This window comes from Blautia sp. TF10-30 (assembly GCF_003481245.1).
Taxonomy (GTDB): domain Bacteria; phylum Bacillota; class Clostridia; order Lachnospirales; family Lachnospiraceae; genus Fusicatenibacter; species Fusicatenibacter saccharivorans.
In genome coordinates this window covers 306,292-323,986 of the sequence record NZ_QUKM01000001.1, presented here as the reverse complement: position 1 = coordinate 323,986, position 17,695 = coordinate 306,292, and the positions used below count along the sequence as shown (strand labels likewise).

20 protein-coding genes are annotated in these 17,695 nt (G+C 50.3%); 18 read left to right on the top strand and 2 right to left on the bottom strand.

What is annotated here, in order from left to right; translation table 11 throughout:
• Positions 1-11 precede the first annotated feature (11 nt).
• The 6 genes from rplS to pgeF all read left to right on the top strand — a co-directional run bounded on the left by rplS (position 12) and on the right by pgeF (position 3,938).
• Positions 12-359 (top strand): 50S ribosomal protein L19, encoded by a 348-nt coding sequence (gene rplS / locus DXD02_RS01475; RefSeq protein ID WP_022461510.1) that lies wholly within the window; start codon positions 12-14, stop codon positions 357-359.
• An 81-nt stretch (positions 360-440) separates the two neighbouring features.
• Positions 441-1,001: a signal peptidase I gene (gene lepB, locus DXD02_RS01470; RefSeq protein ID WP_243038274.1), complete on the top strand. Its 561-nt coding sequence runs from the start codon at positions 441-443 to the stop codon at positions 999-1,001.
• Between the two features lie 24 nt (positions 1,002-1,025).
• Positions 1,026-1,868 (top strand): ribosome biogenesis GTPase YlqF, encoded by an 843-nt coding sequence (gene ylqF, locus DXD02_RS01465; RefSeq protein WP_022461512.1) that lies wholly within the window; start codon positions 1,026-1,028, stop codon positions 1,866-1,868.
• Positions 1,869-1,904: 36 nt separating this feature from the next.
• Positions 1,905-2,672, top strand: a complete 768-nt coding sequence (locus DXD02_RS01460; RefSeq protein ID WP_055266587.1) for a ribonuclease HII — start codon at positions 1,905-1,907, stop codon at positions 2,670-2,672.
• A gap of 35 nt (positions 2,673-2,707) precedes the next feature.
• Positions 2,708-3,070 carry a YraN family protein gene (locus tag DXD02_RS01455; RefSeq protein WP_022461514.1) on the top strand — a complete coding sequence of 121 codons (363 nt, stop codon included), beginning with the start codon at positions 2,708-2,710 and terminating at the stop codon, positions 3,068-3,070.
• 13 nt (positions 3,071-3,083) lie between these two features.
• Positions 3,084-3,938: a peptidoglycan editing factor PgeF gene (gene pgeF / locus DXD02_RS01450; RefSeq protein ID WP_055226466.1), complete on the top strand. Its 855-nt coding sequence runs from the start codon at positions 3,084-3,086 to the stop codon at positions 3,936-3,938.
• A 97-nt stretch (positions 3,939-4,035) separates the two neighbouring features.
• Here the strand turns inward: pgeF and DXD02_RS01445 are convergent, their stop codons facing one another.
• Positions 4,036-5,199, bottom strand: a complete 1,164-nt coding sequence (locus DXD02_RS01445) for a ribose-phosphate pyrophosphokinase (protein WP_055226464.1) — start codon at positions 5,197-5,199, stop codon at positions 4,036-4,038.
• 223 nt (positions 5,200-5,422) lie between these two features.
• Here DXD02_RS01445 and DXD02_RS01440 point away from each other — a divergent pair, with 223 nt between their 5' ends.
• The 8 genes from DXD02_RS01440 to DXD02_RS01405 all read left to right on the top strand — a co-directional run bounded on the left by DXD02_RS01440 (position 5,423) and on the right by DXD02_RS01405 (position 13,944).
• The gene (locus DXD02_RS01440) at positions 5,423-6,817 is read left to right on the top strand and encodes a DUF512 domain-containing protein (protein WP_117800929.1); all 1,395 of its coding nucleotides are present in this window, start codon (positions 5,423-5,425) and stop codon (positions 6,815-6,817) included.
• Complete coding sequence (gene der / locus DXD02_RS01435; protein WP_022461518.1) at positions 6,771-8,099, top strand: ribosome biogenesis GTPase Der; 1,329 nt, start codon at positions 6,771-6,773, stop codon at positions 8,097-8,099. The genes DXD02_RS01440 and der overlap by 47 nt, the downstream gene beginning before the upstream one ends.
• 6 nt (positions 8,100-8,105) lie before the next feature.
• Positions 8,106-8,753 carry a glycerol-3-phosphate 1-O-acyltransferase PlsY gene (gene plsY, locus DXD02_RS01430; protein ID WP_055226461.1) on the top strand — a complete coding sequence of 216 codons (648 nt, stop codon included), beginning with the start codon at positions 8,106-8,108 and terminating at the stop codon, positions 8,751-8,753.
• Between the two features lie 3 nt (positions 8,754-8,756).
• Positions 8,757-9,770 carry an NAD(P)H-dependent glycerol-3-phosphate dehydrogenase gene (locus DXD02_RS01425; protein WP_118666285.1) on the top strand — a complete coding sequence of 338 codons (1,014 nt, stop codon included), beginning with the start codon at positions 8,757-8,759 and terminating at the stop codon, positions 9,768-9,770.
• Between the two features lie 189 nt (positions 9,771-9,959).
• Positions 9,960-11,483 carry a 4Fe-4S dicluster domain-containing protein gene (locus tag DXD02_RS01420; RefSeq protein WP_022461521.1) on the top strand — a complete coding sequence of 508 codons (1,524 nt, stop codon included), beginning with the start codon at positions 9,960-9,962 and terminating at the stop codon, positions 11,481-11,483.
• 25 nt (positions 11,484-11,508) lie between these two features.
• On the top strand, positions 11,509-12,531 hold the full coding sequence (locus DXD02_RS01415; RefSeq protein WP_243106320.1) for an ABC transporter substrate-binding protein: 1,023 nt from the start codon (positions 11,509-11,511) through the stop codon (positions 12,529-12,531).
• Entirely contained in the window at positions 12,509-13,291 is a 783-nt protein-coding gene (locus tag DXD02_RS01410) for an ABC transporter permease (protein ID WP_118666284.1), read from the top strand. The genes DXD02_RS01415 and DXD02_RS01410 overlap by 23 nt, the downstream gene beginning before the upstream one ends.
• Positions 13,288-13,944, top strand: coding sequence for an ATP-binding cassette domain-containing protein (locus tag DXD02_RS01405; protein WP_118666283.1), 657 nt, complete (start codon positions 13,288-13,290; stop codon positions 13,942-13,944). The genes DXD02_RS01410 and DXD02_RS01405 overlap by 4 nt, the downstream gene beginning before the upstream one ends.
• A gap of 48 nt (positions 13,945-13,992) precedes the next feature.
• Here DXD02_RS01405 and DXD02_RS01400 read toward each other — a convergent pair whose 3' ends face one another.
• Positions 13,993-14,814 (bottom strand): aldo/keto reductase, encoded by an 822-nt coding sequence (locus DXD02_RS01400; protein ID WP_055226455.1) that lies wholly within the window; start codon positions 14,812-14,814, stop codon positions 13,993-13,995.
• Positions 14,815-15,177: 363 nt separating this feature from the next.
• On the opposite strand from DXD02_RS01400, the gene DXD02_RS01395 reads away from it, so the two are divergent.
• From DXD02_RS01395 to DXD02_RS01380, 4 genes are all read left to right on the top strand, one after another.
• Positions 15,178-15,528, top strand: a complete 351-nt coding sequence (locus tag DXD02_RS01395; RefSeq protein WP_055218122.1) for a hypothetical protein — start codon at positions 15,178-15,180, stop codon at positions 15,526-15,528.
• Positions 15,529-15,542: 14 nt separating this feature from the next.
• Positions 15,543-15,725, top strand: a complete 183-nt coding sequence (locus DXD02_RS01390) for a CooT family nickel-binding protein (protein WP_022462432.1) — start codon at positions 15,543-15,545, stop codon at positions 15,723-15,725.
• A gap of 135 nt (positions 15,726-15,860) precedes the next feature.
• Complete coding sequence (locus DXD02_RS01385) at positions 15,861-16,793, top strand: methylenetetrahydrofolate reductase (RefSeq protein ID WP_022462431.1); 933 nt, start codon at positions 15,861-15,863, stop codon at positions 16,791-16,793.
• Between the two features lie 38 nt (positions 16,794-16,831).
• Positions 16,832-17,602 carry an ATP-binding protein gene (locus DXD02_RS01380; protein ID WP_118666282.1) on the top strand — a complete coding sequence of 257 codons (771 nt, stop codon included), beginning with the start codon at positions 16,832-16,834 and terminating at the stop codon, positions 17,600-17,602.
• The last annotated feature ends 93 nt before the right edge of the window (positions 17,603-17,695 follow it).

Here is a 17,695-nt window from a genome sequence, read left to right as displayed (position 1 = left end):
GAGATAAAGAAATGAACGACATTATTAAGAAAATCGAAGATGCACAGTTAAAAGCAGAAGCACCGGAGTTCCGCGTTGGTGATACCGTTAAAGTTTACGGTAAAATCAAAGAGGGTAACCGCGAGCGTATCCAGGTATTCGAAGGCGTTGTCCTGAAAAGACAGGGCGGCGGAAGCAAAGAGACCTTCACTGTTCGTAAGAGCTCTAACGGCGTAGGCGTTGAGAAAACATGGCCGGTACACTCTCCGAACGTTGAGAAAGTAGAAGTTATCAGACGTGGTAAAGTAAGACGTGCGAAACTGAACTACTTAAGAGACCGTGTTGGTAAAGCAGCGAAAGTGAAAGAGCTGGTAAAATAATAAGTCGTTAAAAGGATGGCCGGAGGAACATGAGCAATTGTGTTTCTCCGGTTTTGTCTTACGGAGAATTACACTATGGGTATGAATACCAGATATGTAAAAGAATATTTCTACAAGAAAAAGATCCGTTCCATGCTTGTATGGAATCTGGAAATCATCGCAGCGATTCTTCTTGCGGCGGCATTTTCCTGGTTTTTCTGCAGAAGTGTCGTGGTGCAGGAGGGCTCGATGGAGCCGACTCTCGTGCCGGGGGAGCGTGTGCTGATGGACTCCGCCTGGTACCGCTTAAGTTCTCCGAAACGCGGGGATATCATCGCGTTCCGGACGAGTGAGGACAAGAAGGCGAGCATCCACATCAAGCGTGTGATTGCGCTGCCGGGCGAGACGGTACAGATCAAAGACGGACAGATCCTCATCAACGGGGAAGTCTATAATGAAAAAGATGAATTTCCGGCCATCACAAACGCGGGACTTGCCTCCGAGCCGATCACGGTCGGGAAGGGACAGTACTTTGTGCTCGGCGACAACCGGAACAACAGCGAGGACAGCCGCCACAACGGCATGGGACTCGTGGATTCGGACCGCATTGTCGGAAAGCTCTGGTTTACGATTTCGCCGTGGAAGAAAATCGGTTTCGTGTAAACGCAGCATAGAAGGAGAAGAAACATGAATTATCAGTGGTACCCGGGTCATATGACGAAGGCCCGCAGACAGATGCAGGAAGACTTAAAGCTCATCGACCTGATGATTGAGCTGGTCGATGCGAGAGTTCCTGCAGCGAGCCGCAACCCGGATATAGATGAACTTGGAAAGAACAAAGCACGGCTGATCCTGCTGAACAAATCGGACCTTGCCGATGAGCGCGGAAACGATGCCTGGATGGAATATTTCAAGGGAAAGGGATATTCTGTTGTGAAGGTCAATTCCCGTTCCGGAGCCGGCATGAAAGCGATCAACAGCGCCGTACAGGAGGCCTGCAAAGAGAAAATCGAGCGCGACCGCAAACGCGGCATCCTGAACCGTCCGGTCCGCGCGATGGTTGTCGGTATTCCAAACGTCGGAAAATCGACATTTATCAATGCGTATGCGGGCAGAGCCTGTGCGAAGACCGGAAACAAACCGGGCGTCACGAAGGGAAAACAATGGATCCGTCTGAGCAAACAGCTGGAGCTTCTGGACACACCTGGTATCCTGTGGCCGAAGTTTGAGGACCAGCAGGTGGGACTGCATCTTGCGATGATCGGTTCCATCAACGATGAGATCCTGAACGTGGAGGAGCTGGCGCTGTCCGTCATCGATTATCTGACGGCAGAATACCCGGGAACGCTGGAGAAACGCTTTGGCTTTGAAGGTGTGACGGATCGTGTGGAAATCCTGGGTGAGATTGCGCGTGTGCGCGGCTGCCTGAAAAAGGGAAATGAGCTCGATTACGAAAAAGCAGCACGGCTTCTGATGGATGATTTCCGGAGCGGAAAGCTCGGCAGAATCACGCTGGAAAAACCGGAATAAATGGATTTATCAAAATAAAAAATGCGGAGAACAACGATGACAGAGAAAAAACAATCGATATCCGCCATACGGGAAATTTTTGCGGCAGCTTCGGAGACGGAGCTGCCCGCCCTTTATCTGGAATATGAAGAGGATTCCCGTGCCGGCGTACAAAATCTGATTCAAAAATACCAGAAACAGGAAGAGGCCTTAAAAAAAGAGCGCGAGCGCACGGAACAGATGAAGATCTACGAACACAAATATGAGGATCTTGGCTGGATCTGCGGCATCGACGAGGTCGGAAGAGGCCCTCTGGCGGGCCCTGTGGTCGCAGGTGCGGTCATTCTGCCGCGTGACAGTAAAATCCTGTATCTGAACGATTCCAAGCAGCTGACGGCCAAAAAACGCGACGAGCTGTACGATGTGATCATGCGCGAGGCAGTGGCCGTCGGCATCGGCTATGCCTCCCCGGCGCGGATCGACGAGATCAATATTTTACAGGCAACGTACGAGGCGATGCGGGAGGCGATCAGCAAGCTTTCCGTGAAGCCGGATGTACTCTTAAACGATGCGGTGAAAATCCCGCAGGTGGACATCCGCCAGGTGCCGATCATCAAGGGAGATGCCAAGAGTGTTTCGATTGCGGCGGCAAGTATTGTTGCGAAGGTGACAAGGGACCGCCTGATGGAAGAGTACGACAAGGTGCTTCCGGGCTACGGTTTTGCATCGAACAAGGGCTACGGTTCGGCAGAGCATATCGCTGCTTTAAAAGAAATCGGCCCGTCACCGATCCACCGGCAGTCGTTTATCGGCCATTTCGTGTAAAGGCACTGCATCAAAAAAAGGAGAGGGTATCGCATTTGAACCAGCGGGAAGTAGGAACGAGACAGGAGAGCCGTGCGGCAGAATATCTGGAAAGCCTGGGATATCACATCCTGGTGCGGAATTTCCGGTGCCGCTTCGGTGAGATCGACCTGATCGCAAAACAGGACGACACATACATTTTTATCGAAGTAAAATACCGCACCGGCCGGACAGCCGGAGACCCGACAAGCGCCGTGGATGGAAAGAAACAGAAGAAAATTTCAAAAACAGCAGATTACTACCGCATGCTCCACCAGATCCCGATGGATGTGCCCTGCCGTTTCGACGTCGTGGCAGAGACACCGGAGGAGATCCGCGTATATGCGAACGCGTTTTATTATCAGGGGAGCGGCTGGTAGGAAGGGAGTTTTTATGATACCAATTCAATGGAAACAAAACGATAAAAAAACGATGCATGTCAACGAGGCGGAAAACGGCGTGGTCTATCTGACCTGGCCGGCGATTGAGAAAATTGAGGGCATCCGCCATGCATTTTCCACACGGATCGGCGGGGTGAGTAAGGAACATCTTTCCAGCATGAATCTCAGCTTTTCGCGCGGCGACGATCCGGCGAATGTGCGGGAGAATTACAGAAGATTCTGTGAGGCGGCGGGGTTTGAAGTGGAAAACATTGTTACCTCCGATCAGGCACACACGACGAAGGTCCGTTATGTGACGAAAGCAGACTGCGGCAGCGGCGTGACAAGAGACCGCGATTTTCATGATATTGACGGTATGATCACTGACGAGCCGGGCGTCGTACTTGCGACATTCTATGCGGACTGCGTGCCGCTCTACTTTGTCGACCCGGTGCACCGTGCAATTGGACTTTCACATTCCGGCTGGCGTGGAACGGTCCACAAGATGGGACAGGCAACGCTCGATGCGATGCACGAACGGTTTGGAACAGAAGCAAAAGATGTGATCGCAGCCGTCGGCCCGTCGATCTGCCAGGACTGCTACGAGGTGAGCGGTGACGTGATCGAAGAGTTCCGGGCAGCATTCCCGGAAACACTGCATGAGAAACTGTTCTACGGAAAACCAGATGGAAAATACCAGTTAAATCTCTGGGAGGCGAATCATCAGATCCTTCTTGCAGCAGGAGTGCCGGAGAAGCAGATTCATCTGCCGAACCTCTGCACCTGCTGCAACCCGGATTTCCTGTATTCCCACCGTGCATCGAAGGGAAAAAGAGGAAACCTCGCGGCATTCCTTTCCCTGGTCTGAAAACAGGATCGAAAACAGAATAGAAAGCATCAAAAAACGGACCTGGAAAAAACAGATCCGTTTTTTTGCTGTATGCATCCGGCGGACACAAAATCGATTATCTGTGTTTTGCCAGCAGTTTATTGATTTTCTCTGTCGTAGACTGTACTTTTGCAACGGATACGTCGTGGTTAAGCGTATCAATGATGCTTGCCATATATTTGCTCATTTCAGCCGGCTCATACCAAGGGCGGGAAACGAGTTCCGGTGTCCGGTAGGTCAGGTCGGTGGTGATGACCTTGCTGATATAGCCTTTCTCATAGTAAGCGTCGAATTTCTCAAGACCGTCGGTGAAGAGGCCGAATGTGGTGCAGACAAAGACATGTTCCGCGCCGCGTTCTTTGACCTGTTTTGCAACGTCGAGCATACTCTCACCGGAGGAGATCATATCGTCGATGATGACAACATCTTTTCCTGCTACGGAATCACCGAGAAACTCATGTGCCACGATCGGGTTCTTTCCGTTTACGATGGTGGAGTAATCTCTTCTCTTATAGAACATACCCATATCGACGCCGAGCACGTTGGAGAAGTATACGGCACGCGCCATCGCTCCCTCGTCCGGGCTGATGATCATCAGATGATCGTTGTCAATCGTCAGATCCGGAACAGAACGAAGAAGGGCTTTTAAAAACTGGTAGGTTGGCATGAAGTTGTCAAAGCCGCCGAGCGGAATTGCATTCATGACACGAGGATCGTGCGCGTCGAAGGTGATGAAGTTGGAAACGCCCATATTCATCAGCTCCTGCAGAGCAAGTGCGCAGTCGAGAGATTCACGTTTGGTGCGCTTATGCTGTCTTCCTTCATAAATGAAAGGCATGATTACGTTGATCCGGTGTGCTTTTCCCGTTGCAGCAGCGATGATACGTTTCAGATCCTGATAATGGTCATCCGGTGACATGTGGTTCTCGTAGCCGCATACCTTGTAGGTGATGCTGTAGTTGCAGACATCGACCAGAATGTAAAGATCGGCACCACGGACAGATTCGTTGATCTTTCCTTTTGCCTCACCAGAGCCGAAACGCGGGCACTCGCAGTCAATCAGGAAAGAATCCTCGGAATATCCGGAAAAGGGAACTCCGTTGCGGCGCTCGGAGAGCTCTTTACGGAACTGAACCAGATACGCATCGACTTTTTTTGCCATTTCCATGCTGCCCGGCAGAGCGGCGAGCTTTAACGGAGCAACCGGAATGGAATTTTCAAGTAAATCTAAATTAGCCATACAAACCTCCAGTAATCGACATTTTTTACAAACCATTTACTTCCTATTTATATCATCTTGGGAAAGGGTGCGTCAAGCAAAAAACGAAAGAATCCTTGCTTTTTGTGCAGGTTGTTGTTATTATAATGAATGAATGCCCGGAAGGTATGCAAAAAAAGCACGCTTTTTACTGGGCAAAGAGAAGTTATAAAGAAGTAAATGGAAAGGCCAAAACGTAAGATCTGTGAAAAACAAGACGAAACACATTATCAAGACAATAGAACCGGGCAGTATTGCTGAAGAACTGGAACTCGAACCGGGAGATGAACTGCTCCGCGTGAACGGGGAAATCATCGAGGACGTCTTCGATTACCACTTCCAGACCAACGACACGTATCTGGAACTCACGATCCGGAAAAAGGACGGCGAGGAATGGGATCTGGAAATCGAAAAAGAGTATGACGAGGAAATCGGCATCACATTCGAGAACGAGTTCATGGATCAGTACCGTTCCTGCAGCAACAACTGCATTTTCTGCTTCATCGATCAAATGCCGCCGGGAATGCGTCCCACCTTGTATTTTAAGGATGACGATTCGCGTCTGTCCTTCCTGCAGGGAAACTATATTACACTGACCAACATGAGCGACCATGATATCGACCGGATTATCCGCTACCATCTGGCACCGATCAATATTTCGTTCCAGACAACGAACCCGGAGCTCCGCTGCAAAATGCTGCACAACCGTTTTGCGGGCAATATCTTTCCGAAGGTCCAGCGCCTTTACGAGGCGGGAATCGAGATGAATGGACAGATTGTGCTCTGCAAGGGATACAACGACGGCGCAGAGCTGGAGCGCAGTATTTCGGATCTGTCAAAATATCTGCCGCATCTGAAAAGTGTTTCGGTTGTCCCGGTCGGACTTTCGAAGTACCGCGACGGACTGGCGCCTCTGGAACCGTTTACCAGGGAGGATGCAAAAGAAGTTCTTGCCACGATTCACAAATGGCAGAAAAAGCTGTATGAACAGTGGGGACTTCACTTTATCCATGCTGGTGATGAATGGTATCTGCTGGCGGGAGAGCCGATCCCGGAGGAGGAAAATTACGATGGCTATATCCAGCTGGAAAACGGAGTGGGAATGCTCCGGCTTCTGGAGGACGAGGTTGCGGAAGAACTTTCGAAACGAGAAGGGGATGACCGTCACCGCCATGTAACGATTGCGACCGGAAAAGCTGCGGCGCCGTCGTTGGAAAAACACATGCAGAAAATTCGTGAAAAATATCCGAATGTACAGGCGGAGGTTGTCACGATTATCAACTATTTCTTTGGAGAATCCATTACCGTATCCGGTCTGATTACCGGAAAGGATCTGATGGAGCAGTTAGAGGGAAGAGATCTTGGCGACTGCCTGCTGCTTCCGTGCAACATGCTCCGTTCGGGAAAAAACGTCTTTCTCGACGATGTGACGGTGGAAGAGGTGGAAGAGCGCCTGAAAACACCGGTACAGATTATCGATGAGCCGGGCAGCGACCTGGTGAAAGCCGTTGTGGAGGAAAACCAGGAGACGATACACAGAAGGAGAACAATGTATGAGCAAGCCGATTGTAGCAATTGTGGGCCGGCCGAACGTGGGTAAATCCACCCTGTTTAATGTATTAGCCGGAGACAATATTTCGATTGTAAAAGACACACCGGGTGTAACCCGTGACCGTATTTATGCCGACGTGGAGTGGCTGAACCACAAATTTACGCTGGTAGACACCGGCGGTATTGAGCCGGAATCCAAAGATATCATTCTCTCCCAGATGAGAGACCAGGCGCAGATCGCCATTGATACCGCAAATGTCATCATCTTCATCACCGACGTCCGTCAGGGCCTTGTAGATGCCGATGCAAAAGTAGCTGATATGCTCAGAAGAAGCCGCAAGCCGGTTGTGCTGGTGGTCAACAAAGTCGACAACTTCGACCGTCAGATGATGGATGTTTATGAATTCTATAACCTTGGCATCGGAGAGCCGCACGCCATTTCCGCATCCGGAAAGCTCGGCATCGGCGATATGCTCGATGAGGTGACAGGATACTTTGATCCGGAGATGGAAAACGAGGAGGAGAGCGAGATTCCGCGCATCGCCATTGTCGGAAAACCGAACGTCGGAAAATCCTCCCTGGTCAACAAACTGCTGGGCTCGAACCGTGTCATCGTATCCGATATCGCCGGAACGACGCGCGATGCGATCGATACCACGATCATGCACAATGGAAATGAATATATTTTCATCGATACCGCAGGTCTTCGAAAGAAAAACAAGATCAAAGAGGAGCTGGAGCGGTACAGCATCATCCGTACAGTATCTGCCGTAGAGCGCGCAGATGTCGTCGTTCTTCTGATCGATGCAACCGAGGGTGTCACAGAGCAGGATGCAAAAATTGCCGGTATCGCCCATGAGCGCGGAAAAGGTATGATTATCGCCGTCAACAAGTGGGATGCTCTGGAAAAGGACGATAAGACGATCTATCGTTTTACCGAAAAAGTAAGAAATACATTGGCTTACATGCCGTACGCAGAGCTTCTTTTCATCTCTGCGAAGACAGGACAGCGTCTTCCGAAGCTGTTCGAGACGATCGACATGGTTCTGCAGTACCAGAACCTGCGCGTACAGACCGGTGTCCTGAACGAGATTCTGACCGAGGCAATGGCAATGCAGCAGCCGCCGTCAGACCGTGGAAAACGACTGAAAATCTACTACATGACACAGGTTTCGGTCAAACCGCCGACATTTGTTATTTTCGTCAACGACAAAGAACTGATGCATTTCTCCTATGTTCGATATCTGGAGAATAAAATCAGAGAGTCGTTCGGCTTCCGCGGCACACCGCTGAAATTCATCATCAGAGAACGAAAAGAGAAGGAGCAGTAAAGAGTTATGGTACGGATCATATGCCTTTTGATCGGATACGCATTTGGCCTTTTTCAGACCTCATATATTTATGGAAGGACGAAGGGAATTGATATCCGGGAACACGGCAGCGGAAACGCAGGAACGACCAACGCGCTCCGGACTTTAGGGAAAAAAGCAGGCGCCATCACGCTTGCCGGCGACTGCATCAAATGCATTCTGGCGGTCCTGACGGTACGCCTGATCTTCGGTGCATCGCACCCGGAACTGCTGAAACTGCTGACGGTGTATGCTGCGGCCGGAACGATTCTCGGCCACAACTTCCCGTTTTACTTAGGCTTCCGCGGCGGAAAAGGAATCGCTGCGACCGCGGGTCTGATTATCTCGTTTGACTGGAGAATCACGCTGGTCTGTGCAGCGCTGTTTTTCCTGAATCTTGCAGTAACACACTATGTTTCCCTCGGTTCCATGATGGTTTACGTTGTCTTTTTTGCGATGGCCGTTATCATGGGACAGGCGGGCTGCTTTGCGCTGGAACCGCCGTATCTCTATGAGATGTACGTGGTGATCGCACTTCTTGCCGTGCTTGCCTTCTGGGAGCACCGTGCAAACATCAAGCGCCTCATCGCGGGAACAGAGCGGAAAACGTATTTATCCAAAAAGTCGGAGAAATAAAATATGGCAAAGATTAGTATCATCGGAGCAGGAAGCTGGGGAACCGCCCTCGGCCTCCTGCTCTGCAACAACGGGCATGACGTGACGATCTGCTCGGAAAATGAAAATGAAATTGAGAGCTTAAAGGAACACAGAGAGCATCTGACGAAGCTTCCGGGCGTAAAACTGCCGGATGAAATGAAGTTCACCTGCGATGTGCGCGGCTCCCTTTCCGGACAGGACATCCTTGTGATGGCAAAAGCATCCCCGTACGTGCGAACCACATGTAAAAAGTATGCGGCGGATATTCCGGACGGCCAGCTCATCGTCAATGTGGCAAAAGGCGTGGAAGCCGATACCCTGATGACGATGTCTCAGATCATCGAGGAGGAAGTGCCGGGAACGAATGTCGTTGTTCTCTCCGGACCGAGCCATGCAGAGGAGGTCGGCCGCGGCCTGCCGACCACGATCGTTGTCGGCGCGCATGACCGCGAGAGCGCACTGTATGTGCAGAATGTGTTCATGAGCCCGGTCTTCCGCGTTTACACAAGCCCGGACATCACGGGAATTGAACTTGGCGGAGCTCTGAAAAATGTCATCGCACTGGCAGCCGGAACGGCGGATGGTCTTGGCTACGGCGACAATACGAAAGCGGCTCTGATTACCCGCGGGATCGCGGAAATTGCACGGCTCGGCACGGCGATGGGTGCCCATGCGGAAACCTTCTACGGTCTTTCCGGTATCGGCGACCTGATTGTAACGTGTGCTTCCGTTCACAGCCGGAACCGGAAAGCCGGATACCTGATCGGCCAGGGCAGAACGATGCAGCAGGCGATGGATGAGGTTCAGATGATCGTCGAGGGCGTCTATTCCGCAAAAGCGGGTCTTACCCTGTCGAAAAAATTCGGAATCGAAACGCCGATCATTCAGGCAGTCAATCAGGTTCTGTTTGAAAACAAAAACCCGAAACAGGCTGTGGATGAACTGATGCAGCGTATGAAAAAAGATGAACTCGCCCCGGATCTCTGGGAGCGGTAAAAATAAGAAACCTGTCACTTCTGTGAAATGATACAGAGGCGGCAGGTTCTTTTTTTGTGCAGACCAAAATTTTTTCGGTAAAAATACGGGAAAAAGATGACAATGCTTTCGAAATCAAGTATAGTAATAGAAAGCGGAATAATTTTAACTGAAAAGATGCGGAGGAAAATACGGCAGGAGGAAGAAAGAATGAGAGGAGTAGAAACAAGAATTCAGGAAATCCGCCATGCCATTTTTACGGAAGTTGCAAAAATGGCGTATGACGTGGACTCCCCGGTGGAAAAGACGATCGAGGAAATTCCTTACCGTGTAATTCCCGGTGAGGTCGGAAATTTTAGAAATGATGTGTTTCTGGAGCGGGCGATTGTAGGAGAGCGGCTTCGCCTTGCAATGGGACTTCCGTGCAGAAGCGCGGCAGAGCACGCCCCGATCTCGGACAATATCAAACTGGCGGACCAGGCGGAGACATATTATACACCGCCGCTCATTAATGTCATCAAATTTGCATGCAACGCCTGTCATGAAAAACGGGTTCTGATCACGGAGGGATGTCAGGGGTGTCTTGCACATCCGTGCGTGGAAGTCTGTCCGAAAAAGGCCATTACGCTGGACCGCACCAATGGACGATCCTATATTGATCAGGATAAATGCGTCAAATGTGGTCAGTGTGCCAAGGTATGCGGATACCAGGCTATTATCATTCAGGAGCGTCCGTGTGCGAGAGCCTGCGGAATGGATGCCATCGGTTCAGATGAGAACGGAAAAGCAGATATCGATTACGAGAAATGTGTATCCTGCGGCCAGTGTCTCGTCAACTGCCCGTTCGGCGCTATTTCGGACAAATCCCAGATCTTCCAGGTAATCCGTGCGATCCAGTCGGGAGAGCGCGTCTATGCAGCGCTGGCACCGGCGTTTGTCGGCCAGTTCGGACCGAAAGTAACGCCTGGAAAACTGCGTGCGGCGATGAAAAAGCTCGGTTTTGCGGATGTCTTTGAAGTTGCGATCGGAGCGGATCTCTGTGCGGCACAGGAGGCAGAGGATTTTGTGAACGAAGTTCCGGAGAAACTGCCGTTTATGGCGACATCCTGCTGTCCGGCCTGGTCTGTAATGGCGAAGAAACTGTTCCCGGATTACGCAAACTGTATCTCGATGGCACTGACCCCGATGACGCTGACGGCGCGTCTGATCAAGAAACACAATCCGAATGCGAAGGTTGTCTTTGTCGGACCGTGTGCGGCGAAAAAACTGGAGGCCATGCGCCGGTCTGTCCGCAGTGAGGTGGACTTCGTTCTGACGTTTGAAGAGATGTCGGGCATTTTCGATGCGCGCCAGGTAGATGTGAGTGCACTTGAGGAAGATCCGGACGGCGTCAGCGATGCATCGGTGGACGGAAGAAACTTTGCTGTCTCCGGCGGCGTTGCAAAATCTGTGGAAAATGTAATCCGTGAAAAATACCCGGACCGCGAAATCAAGATGGCAAATGCAGAAGGTCTGAAGGAATGCCGGAAACTGCTGACAATGGCGAAGGCCGGAAAGTACAACGGTTATCTTCTCGAAGGCATGGCCTGTCCGGGCGGATGCGTGGCAGGAGCCGGCACGATGCAGTCGATCAAAAAGTCACAGGCGGCAGTCAACAAATATGCGGCGCAGGCAAAACACAAGATTTCCAGCCAGACAGAATATGTAAAAGAACTGGACAAGCTGGTAGACTAAAAAGAACAGCAAGGTGGAGAAAAAAGTGAAAAAGAAAAGAAAGATGGGCTTTGCGGCAGCGATTCTTGCAATGGTACTTCTGTTTGCAGGATGCGGCCAGACAGAGACAAAGTCGGAGAGCAGCGCAGCGGCATCGGAAACAGAAGATGAGACACTGGTCCATGTGCTTGCATTAAAAGGACCGACCAGCATGGGAATGGTAAAAATGATGAGCGATAACGACAGCAAAGAGTCACCTGCGGACACGTTTGAACTTGCCGCTGCCCCGGATGAGGTCAGCGCAAAACTGGTACAGGGAGAGGTGGATATCGCCGCGGTTCCGGCGAACCTTGCAAGCGTACTCTACAACAAGACAAACGGCGGCGTGCAGGTGCTCGCAGTCAATACGCTCGGTGTCCTTTATATCGTCGAGGACGGCGATACCGTACATTCCATTGCGGATCTGAAAGGCAGAACCATTTATGCGGGCGGCAAAGGTGCAACTCCGGAGTATGCTTTGAATTATATCCTCGAAAAGAACGGCCTCGTACCGGGTGAGGACGTAACGATCGAGTGGAAGAGCGAACACGCCGAGTGCGTGGCAGCACTTGCAGAAGATGCCGATGGAATCGCCATGCTGCCGCAGCCGTTTGTAACGACGGCACAGACGAAAAAAGAAACGCTGCGCACCGCACTTGACCTGACCGAAGAATGGAACAAAATCCAGGAGTCCGAAGGAACGGCGAGCACACTGGTGACAGGTGTTACCGTTGTGCGCACTGCCTTTGCCAAGGAGCATCCGGAAGCAGTTGCAGACTTCATGGAAGCTTACCAGGCATCCGTATCCTACGTAACCGAAAACACGGATGAGGCGGCAAAACTGATCGGGGATTATGACATTGTTCCGGAGGCAGTCGCAAAGAAAGCGCTTCCGGCATGCAACATTGTCTGCATCACCGGTGATGAGATGAAAGAGAAGCTTTCCGGTTATCTCGGTGTACTCAAAGACCAGAACCCGGAGGCAGTCGGAGGAGAACTTCCAGGAGATGACTTCTATTATTCCGAATAAAAACAAAAAAGAGAAACAGAGAAAAACGAAGCTCTGGCCGATCGTGTTCTGGCTTATGATCTGGCAGGCGGTAAGCGTTTTTGTCGGGCAGGAGATCCTTCTGGCATCTCCTGCCGCTGTTTTGAAACGCCTTTTTACGCTTGTAACAGAACCGGTCTTCTGGCAGTCCCTGCTGTTTTCCGGAGCACGCATCGGAGCCGGATTCCTTCTTGGTGCGGCGGTGGGAATTGCAGGAGCTGCACTTGCCGGTCGGTTTTCCATTGCAGAAGAACTCCTGACGCCGCTGGTTGCAGCAGTGAAAGCAGTGCCGGTCGCTTCTTTTGTGATTCTGATCCTGATCTGGGTTTCGTCGAAGAATCTTTCGGTTGTGATTTCGTTTCTGATGGTATTTCCGATCCTGTATACAAACACGCGGAACGGCCTGCGGGAACTGGACACAGCGCTTTTGGAGATGACAGACGTTTTTCAGGTTCCGCGGCCGGTGCGGCTGCGCTGGGTGATCCTGCCGCAGCTGTACCCATATATCCGGACGGGATGTTCACTTTCCCTCGGCCTTTGCTGGAAGGCCGGAACGGCAGCAGAAGTAATCGGCATTCCGAACCGATCCATCGGAGAGCATCTGTATCAGGCAAAAATATATCTCGACACACCGGGACTATTTGCCTGGACGGCAGCGATCGTGTACGTCAGCTTCTGTCTCGAAAAAGCTGTTTTAAAAGGAATGGATCTTGCAGAAAAAAGGATGCTGGTGATGAAATGAGAGAAGATACGATTGAAATCTGCCATCTGAAAAAAGCGTATGGAGAACACGTTATTTTTTCGAATCTTACGATGGAACTGAAAAAAGGAGCAGTGACCTGTCTGATGGCTCCTTCCGGGGCGGGAAAGACAACCCTGCTGCGGATTCTGGCAGGCCTGGAGCAGGCGGACGGCGGAAAAATCGGGGGACTGGAAGCCTTAAGAAAAAGTATGGTTTTTCAGGAACCGCGGCTGGCAGAAGAACTGACAGCTGCAGCCAATATCCAGCTCGCGGTAAGGCGCCGCATGTTTGGAAAAGAAAAAAGAAGCTTCCGTCATCTTTTGGAGGAGATGGAGGAACTCGGCCTTTCGGGCTGTGAAAACCAGGCTGTATCGGAACTGTCGGGCGGCATGCGCCAGCGGGTGGCGGTTCTGCGGGCCATGCGCATGGACGCAGATTTCCTCCTTTTGGATGAGCCGTTCCGGGGACTGGATGCGGGGACGAAAAAGAAAACGATGAACTATATCCGCAGAAAAGGAAAAGAAAAAACGATGCTTCTGGTCACGCATGATTTAGAAGAAGCCGAAGCAATGGGGGACTGGATCTGCACCTGCAGCAGACTGGATGGTATCCTCGAAATAAAGAGAAACAGAAAAAGCAGCACAGAAATCTGAAATGGAAAGAAACGGATTTTCTGTGCTGCTTTTGCTGTGAATCCGCAGTTACAGCAGGTCATCCGGTATGGAAGCAGAGCGGAGCTGTTCGTCCATCGTGTCGATGAGCGCCATGTCGGCTTCAGAAAGTTCGAAGTCGAAGACATCCGCGTTGGTAAAAATGCGGTCTGGATGTGTCGATTTCGGGATGACACTGATGCCCTGCTGGACGAGGTAGCGGAGACCGATCTGCGCTTCAGTGCGTACATACTTTTCTGCCAGCTGCTGCATAATCTCACGGTTCAGATAAAGACCTCTTGCGAGTGGCGCATACGCTTGAACGGCGATTCCATGTGAACGGCAGAAAGCGATGAGCGGTTTCCGGTTCCAGAGCGGATGACATTCGATCTGGTTGACGGCCGGGATGACGCCGGAAAATTCAAAGAGGGCGGTAAGGTGCGGCTCCTCGAAGTTGCTGACGCCGATCGATTTTGCACGCCCGGATTCGCGGATTTTTTCGAGTGCGCGCCACGTCTCCGGGTAGCAGCCCGGCACCGGCCAGTGAATCAGGTAAAGATCAACGTAGTCGAGACGGAGACGGTCGAGGCTGCGGTTGAAGGCACCTTCGATATCACCGACCCGCTGCGCGGTATTCCATACCTTTGTGGTAATAAAAAAGTTTTCCCGCGGAATCCCGCTTGCGCGGATCCCGCGGCCGATGCTGTCCTCATTTTTATAGGAGGAGGCGGTATCGATCAGACGGTAGCCGTATTTTGCCGCGGTGACAATTGCTTTTTCTGCCTCTTTTTCTGTCGATTTGTAAGTGCCAAGCCCCAGAAGCGGCATCGCTCTGCCGTCGTTCAATGTAATGGTTGGAATAGAAAGTGCCATAAAAACCCTCCGTATCTTGAATCAAAAAAAGATTTTGCCGTATTTCTCTCATAATTATGTTTAGTATAACATGAAAATTTAAAGAAATCAGACCAAATATATTAAAAAAGTTTAACACAATCGGGAAATGAAAAAAAATAACAAGCCATGCAAGAAAAAAGAAGGATGCCAGGACGGCCTGTACGGCGAATTGTACAGAAATTTTGTGGAGGCCGTATTGATTTTGTGCATGAAATAGAGTATAATAAATTTGAATTGATATTTATTTATCATTCCCTGTACAATCTGCAGGACGTTTCAGGAAAACAAAAGCGGACGAAACGGACGGCAGAGCAGAAAAACGGGGACAGAGGAGGCCATATTATGCATTTATTATATGACGAGAATGGAAATCCCATTCCGCACGGAGCTCACGACGAGCACCATCATCACCATGACCATCATCACGAGGGAGAAGACTGCGGACATGCCTGCAATGCATGCGGTTCCGAAGAAAAATGCAAGGACGAGAATCTTGCCCTTTTAACCTATATGCTGCAGCACAATGAACATCACGCAGCAGAACTCGACGAGATGGCCGACAAACTGGAAAAAGCCGGAATGGCGGACGCCGCAAAACAGATCAGGGAGGGAGTATCCGATTTCCAGAAAGGCAATATGCGCCTGTCCCTTGCACTGACACTTGTAAAAGAGCATTTGAAAGAAGTTAAGTAGAGGAGGCGTAAGCTATGTGCCTTGCAACGGTATACAAAAATCCGGAAAACACAGTTGTCTGTAAAAATGTGAGCCGCATCGATGTCGATGGAGAATACGTTCTGATCCGTGACATCATGGGTGAGGAGATCAGACTGCAGGGTAAGATCAAAATGGTAGATCTTGCAAACAGCATCGTAGAGCTGGACTGTGAATGATAATTGGTTGACGGAACCAGTTATTCTATAAAAGCGGTTTTAGGCCCCCGGGCTCTGCAAATCGGAACAAACAGAACAAGCGAACCGGGACTTAGAATAGGAATATATTATATTAAAGCGGAGGTAAATTGAATTATGAAACTTTCAGAAGAGATGAAAAACAAGACCCTTCTGTCTTTTGAGCTGTTCCCGCCAAAGACAGAGAAGGGATTGCAGAATCTGCCGGGTACCATCGACCACCTGATGAAGTACAACCCGTCTTACATTTCCTGTACATATGGAGCAGGCGGCGGAAATGTCGGAGCAAACCGTGAAGTATGTCAGATGATCAAAAATGCCGGAACTACACCGGTTACTCATTTCACCGTTATCAAAAACACAAAAGAAGGAATCAAAGAGCAGCTGGATCAGTATCTGGCTGACGGCGTAGACCATATGCTGGCACTGCGCGGAGATATTCCGCTTGGTGAGACTACAACCTGTGGTGACTTTGACTATGCTACCGATCTTGTAAAATTCGTACGTGATACCTACGGCGACAAATTTGAAATCGCTGTTGCAGGTTCACCGGAAGGCCACATCTCCTGCAGAAGTCTGGAGTCTGATATCGCAGTTCTGAAACAGAAACAGGACAACGGAGCAGACTACATCATGACACAGCTCTGCTGGGATATGGAGCAGTTCAAATACTGGCTGGATGCAATCCGTAAAGCAGGAATCACCATGCCGGTAGACGTTGGAGTAATGCCGATCCTGGATCAGGCCGCTACTATTAACATGGCACTTTCCAGAAACGGCTGTGTGATGGACAGAGAGCTTTCCAGAATGATCTCCAGACACTGGCTGTTCCCGAACCCATTTGCAGCAAAAGATGCAGAAGGAAAACCGTTCGACGTATTCTACGACAAGAAAGTTGCAGAGTTCAAAGAAGAGGGTATCGAATATACCGTAAAACAGATTGATGCATACCGTGCACTCGGTGTCAACGGAATTCATCTGTATGCACTGAATAAATGGAAAGACGTATCTGAAATCATCGACAGATCCGGCCTTTGCACACTGGTTTAATGAATTAATTACTTGAATTTGGGAGGCATCCGATTTTTATGGCACATGTAATAGCTGTCGCCGGAAAAGGCGGCGTTGGAAAAACAACATTATGCGGCTTGCTGATCCAGTATCTCTGTGAGACGGGAAAAGGACCTGTTCTGGCAGTCGATGCGGACGCAAACTCAAACCTGAATGAGGTACTTGGCGTAGAGGTAGAAGCTACCCTTGGAGATATCCGGGAGGAGATTGCCCGTGCAGAGATGGCATCCAAAAACCCGATTCCGGCAGGTATGAGCAAGGCAGATTATGCGGAATTTAAATTTGCAGGCGCTCTGACTGAGGAAGATGATTTTGACCTGCTTGTGATGGGAAGAACACAGGGAAAAGGCTGCTACTGCTTCGTCAATGGACTTCTGCAGAATCAGCTTGCAAAGCTGTATCCGAATTACCCCTTCATGGTTGTGGATAACGAGGCAGGCATGGAGCATATCAGCCGTGGTATACTTCCGGGAATGGATACAGCTATTTTGGTCAGTGACTGCTCAAGAAGAGGAGTACAGGCCGCTGCGAGAATCGCGGAGCTGATCAAAGAATGCGATATGAAGCCGAAGCAGGTAGGACTGATCGTAAACCGTGCGCCGAATGGCGTGTTAAATGAGGGAACCCGTGAGGAAATTGAAAAACAGGGATTAACTCTCCTTGGCGTTGTTCCGCACGATGATCAGGTTTATGAATATGACTGTGACGGAAAACCAACCGTACGTCTGCCGGAAGACTCTCCGGTACGCGCGGCATTAAAGAAAATCGTAGAAAACCTTGATTTATAAAAACAGAGAATCTGCCCTCCGCTTTGTACACGCTGCAGACGGAGGGATATTTCAAAAGTAAAATATCCCCCATGGGAGGATGTTTTTACCATA

Excerpts from the sequence above, each read along its gene's own strand:
- rplS (WP_022461510.1), top strand. The coding sequence starts at position 12 with ATGAACGACATTATTAAGAAAATCGAAGATGCACAGTTAAAAGCAGAA.
- lepB (WP_243038274.1), top strand. The coding sequence starts at position 441 with ATGAATACCAGATATGTAAAAGAATATTTCTACAAGAAAAAGATCCGT.
- ylqF (WP_022461512.1), top strand. The coding sequence starts at position 1,026 with ATGAATTATCAGTGGTACCCGGGTCATATGACGAAGGCCCGCAGACAG.
- DXD02_RS01460 (WP_055266587.1), top strand. The coding sequence starts at position 1,905 with ATGACAGAGAAAAAACAATCGATATCCGCCATACGGGAAATTTTTGCG.
- pgeF (WP_055226466.1), top strand. The coding sequence starts at position 3,084 with ATGATACCAATTCAATGGAAACAAAACGATAAAAAAACGATGCATGTC.
- DXD02_RS01445 (WP_055226464.1), bottom strand. The coding sequence starts at position 5,199 with ATGGCTAATTTAGATTTACTTGAAAATTCCATTCCGGTTGCTCCGTTA.
- der (WP_022461518.1), top strand. The coding sequence starts at position 6,771 with ATGAGCAAGCCGATTGTAGCAATTGTGGGCCGGCCGAACGTGGGTAAA.
- plsY (WP_055226461.1), top strand. The coding sequence starts at position 8,106 with ATGGTACGGATCATATGCCTTTTGATCGGATACGCATTTGGCCTTTTT.
- DXD02_RS01425 (WP_118666285.1), top strand. The coding sequence starts at position 8,757 with ATGGCAAAGATTAGTATCATCGGAGCAGGAAGCTGGGGAACCGCCCTC.
- DXD02_RS01420 (WP_022461521.1), top strand. The coding sequence starts at position 9,960 with ATGAGAGGAGTAGAAACAAGAATTCAGGAAATCCGCCATGCCATTTTT.
- DXD02_RS01410 (WP_118666284.1), top strand. The coding sequence starts at position 12,509 with ATGACTTCTATTATTCCGAATAAAAACAAAAAAGAGAAACAGAGAAAA.
- DXD02_RS01405 (WP_118666283.1), top strand. The coding sequence starts at position 13,288 with ATGAGAGAAGATACGATTGAAATCTGCCATCTGAAAAAAGCGTATGGA.
- DXD02_RS01400 (WP_055226455.1), bottom strand. The coding sequence starts at position 14,814 with ATGGCACTTTCTATTCCAACCATTACATTGAACGACGGCAGAGCGATG.
- DXD02_RS01395 (WP_055218122.1), top strand. The coding sequence starts at position 15,178 with ATGCATTTATTATATGACGAGAATGGAAATCCCATTCCGCACGGAGCT.
- DXD02_RS01390 (WP_022462432.1), top strand. The coding sequence starts at position 15,543 with ATGTGCCTTGCAACGGTATACAAAAATCCGGAAAACACAGTTGTCTGT.
- DXD02_RS01385 (WP_022462431.1), top strand. The coding sequence starts at position 15,861 with ATGAAACTTTCAGAAGAGATGAAAAACAAGACCCTTCTGTCTTTTGAG.
- DXD02_RS01380 (WP_118666282.1), top strand. The coding sequence starts at position 16,832 with ATGGCACATGTAATAGCTGTCGCCGGAAAAGGCGGCGTTGGAAAAACA.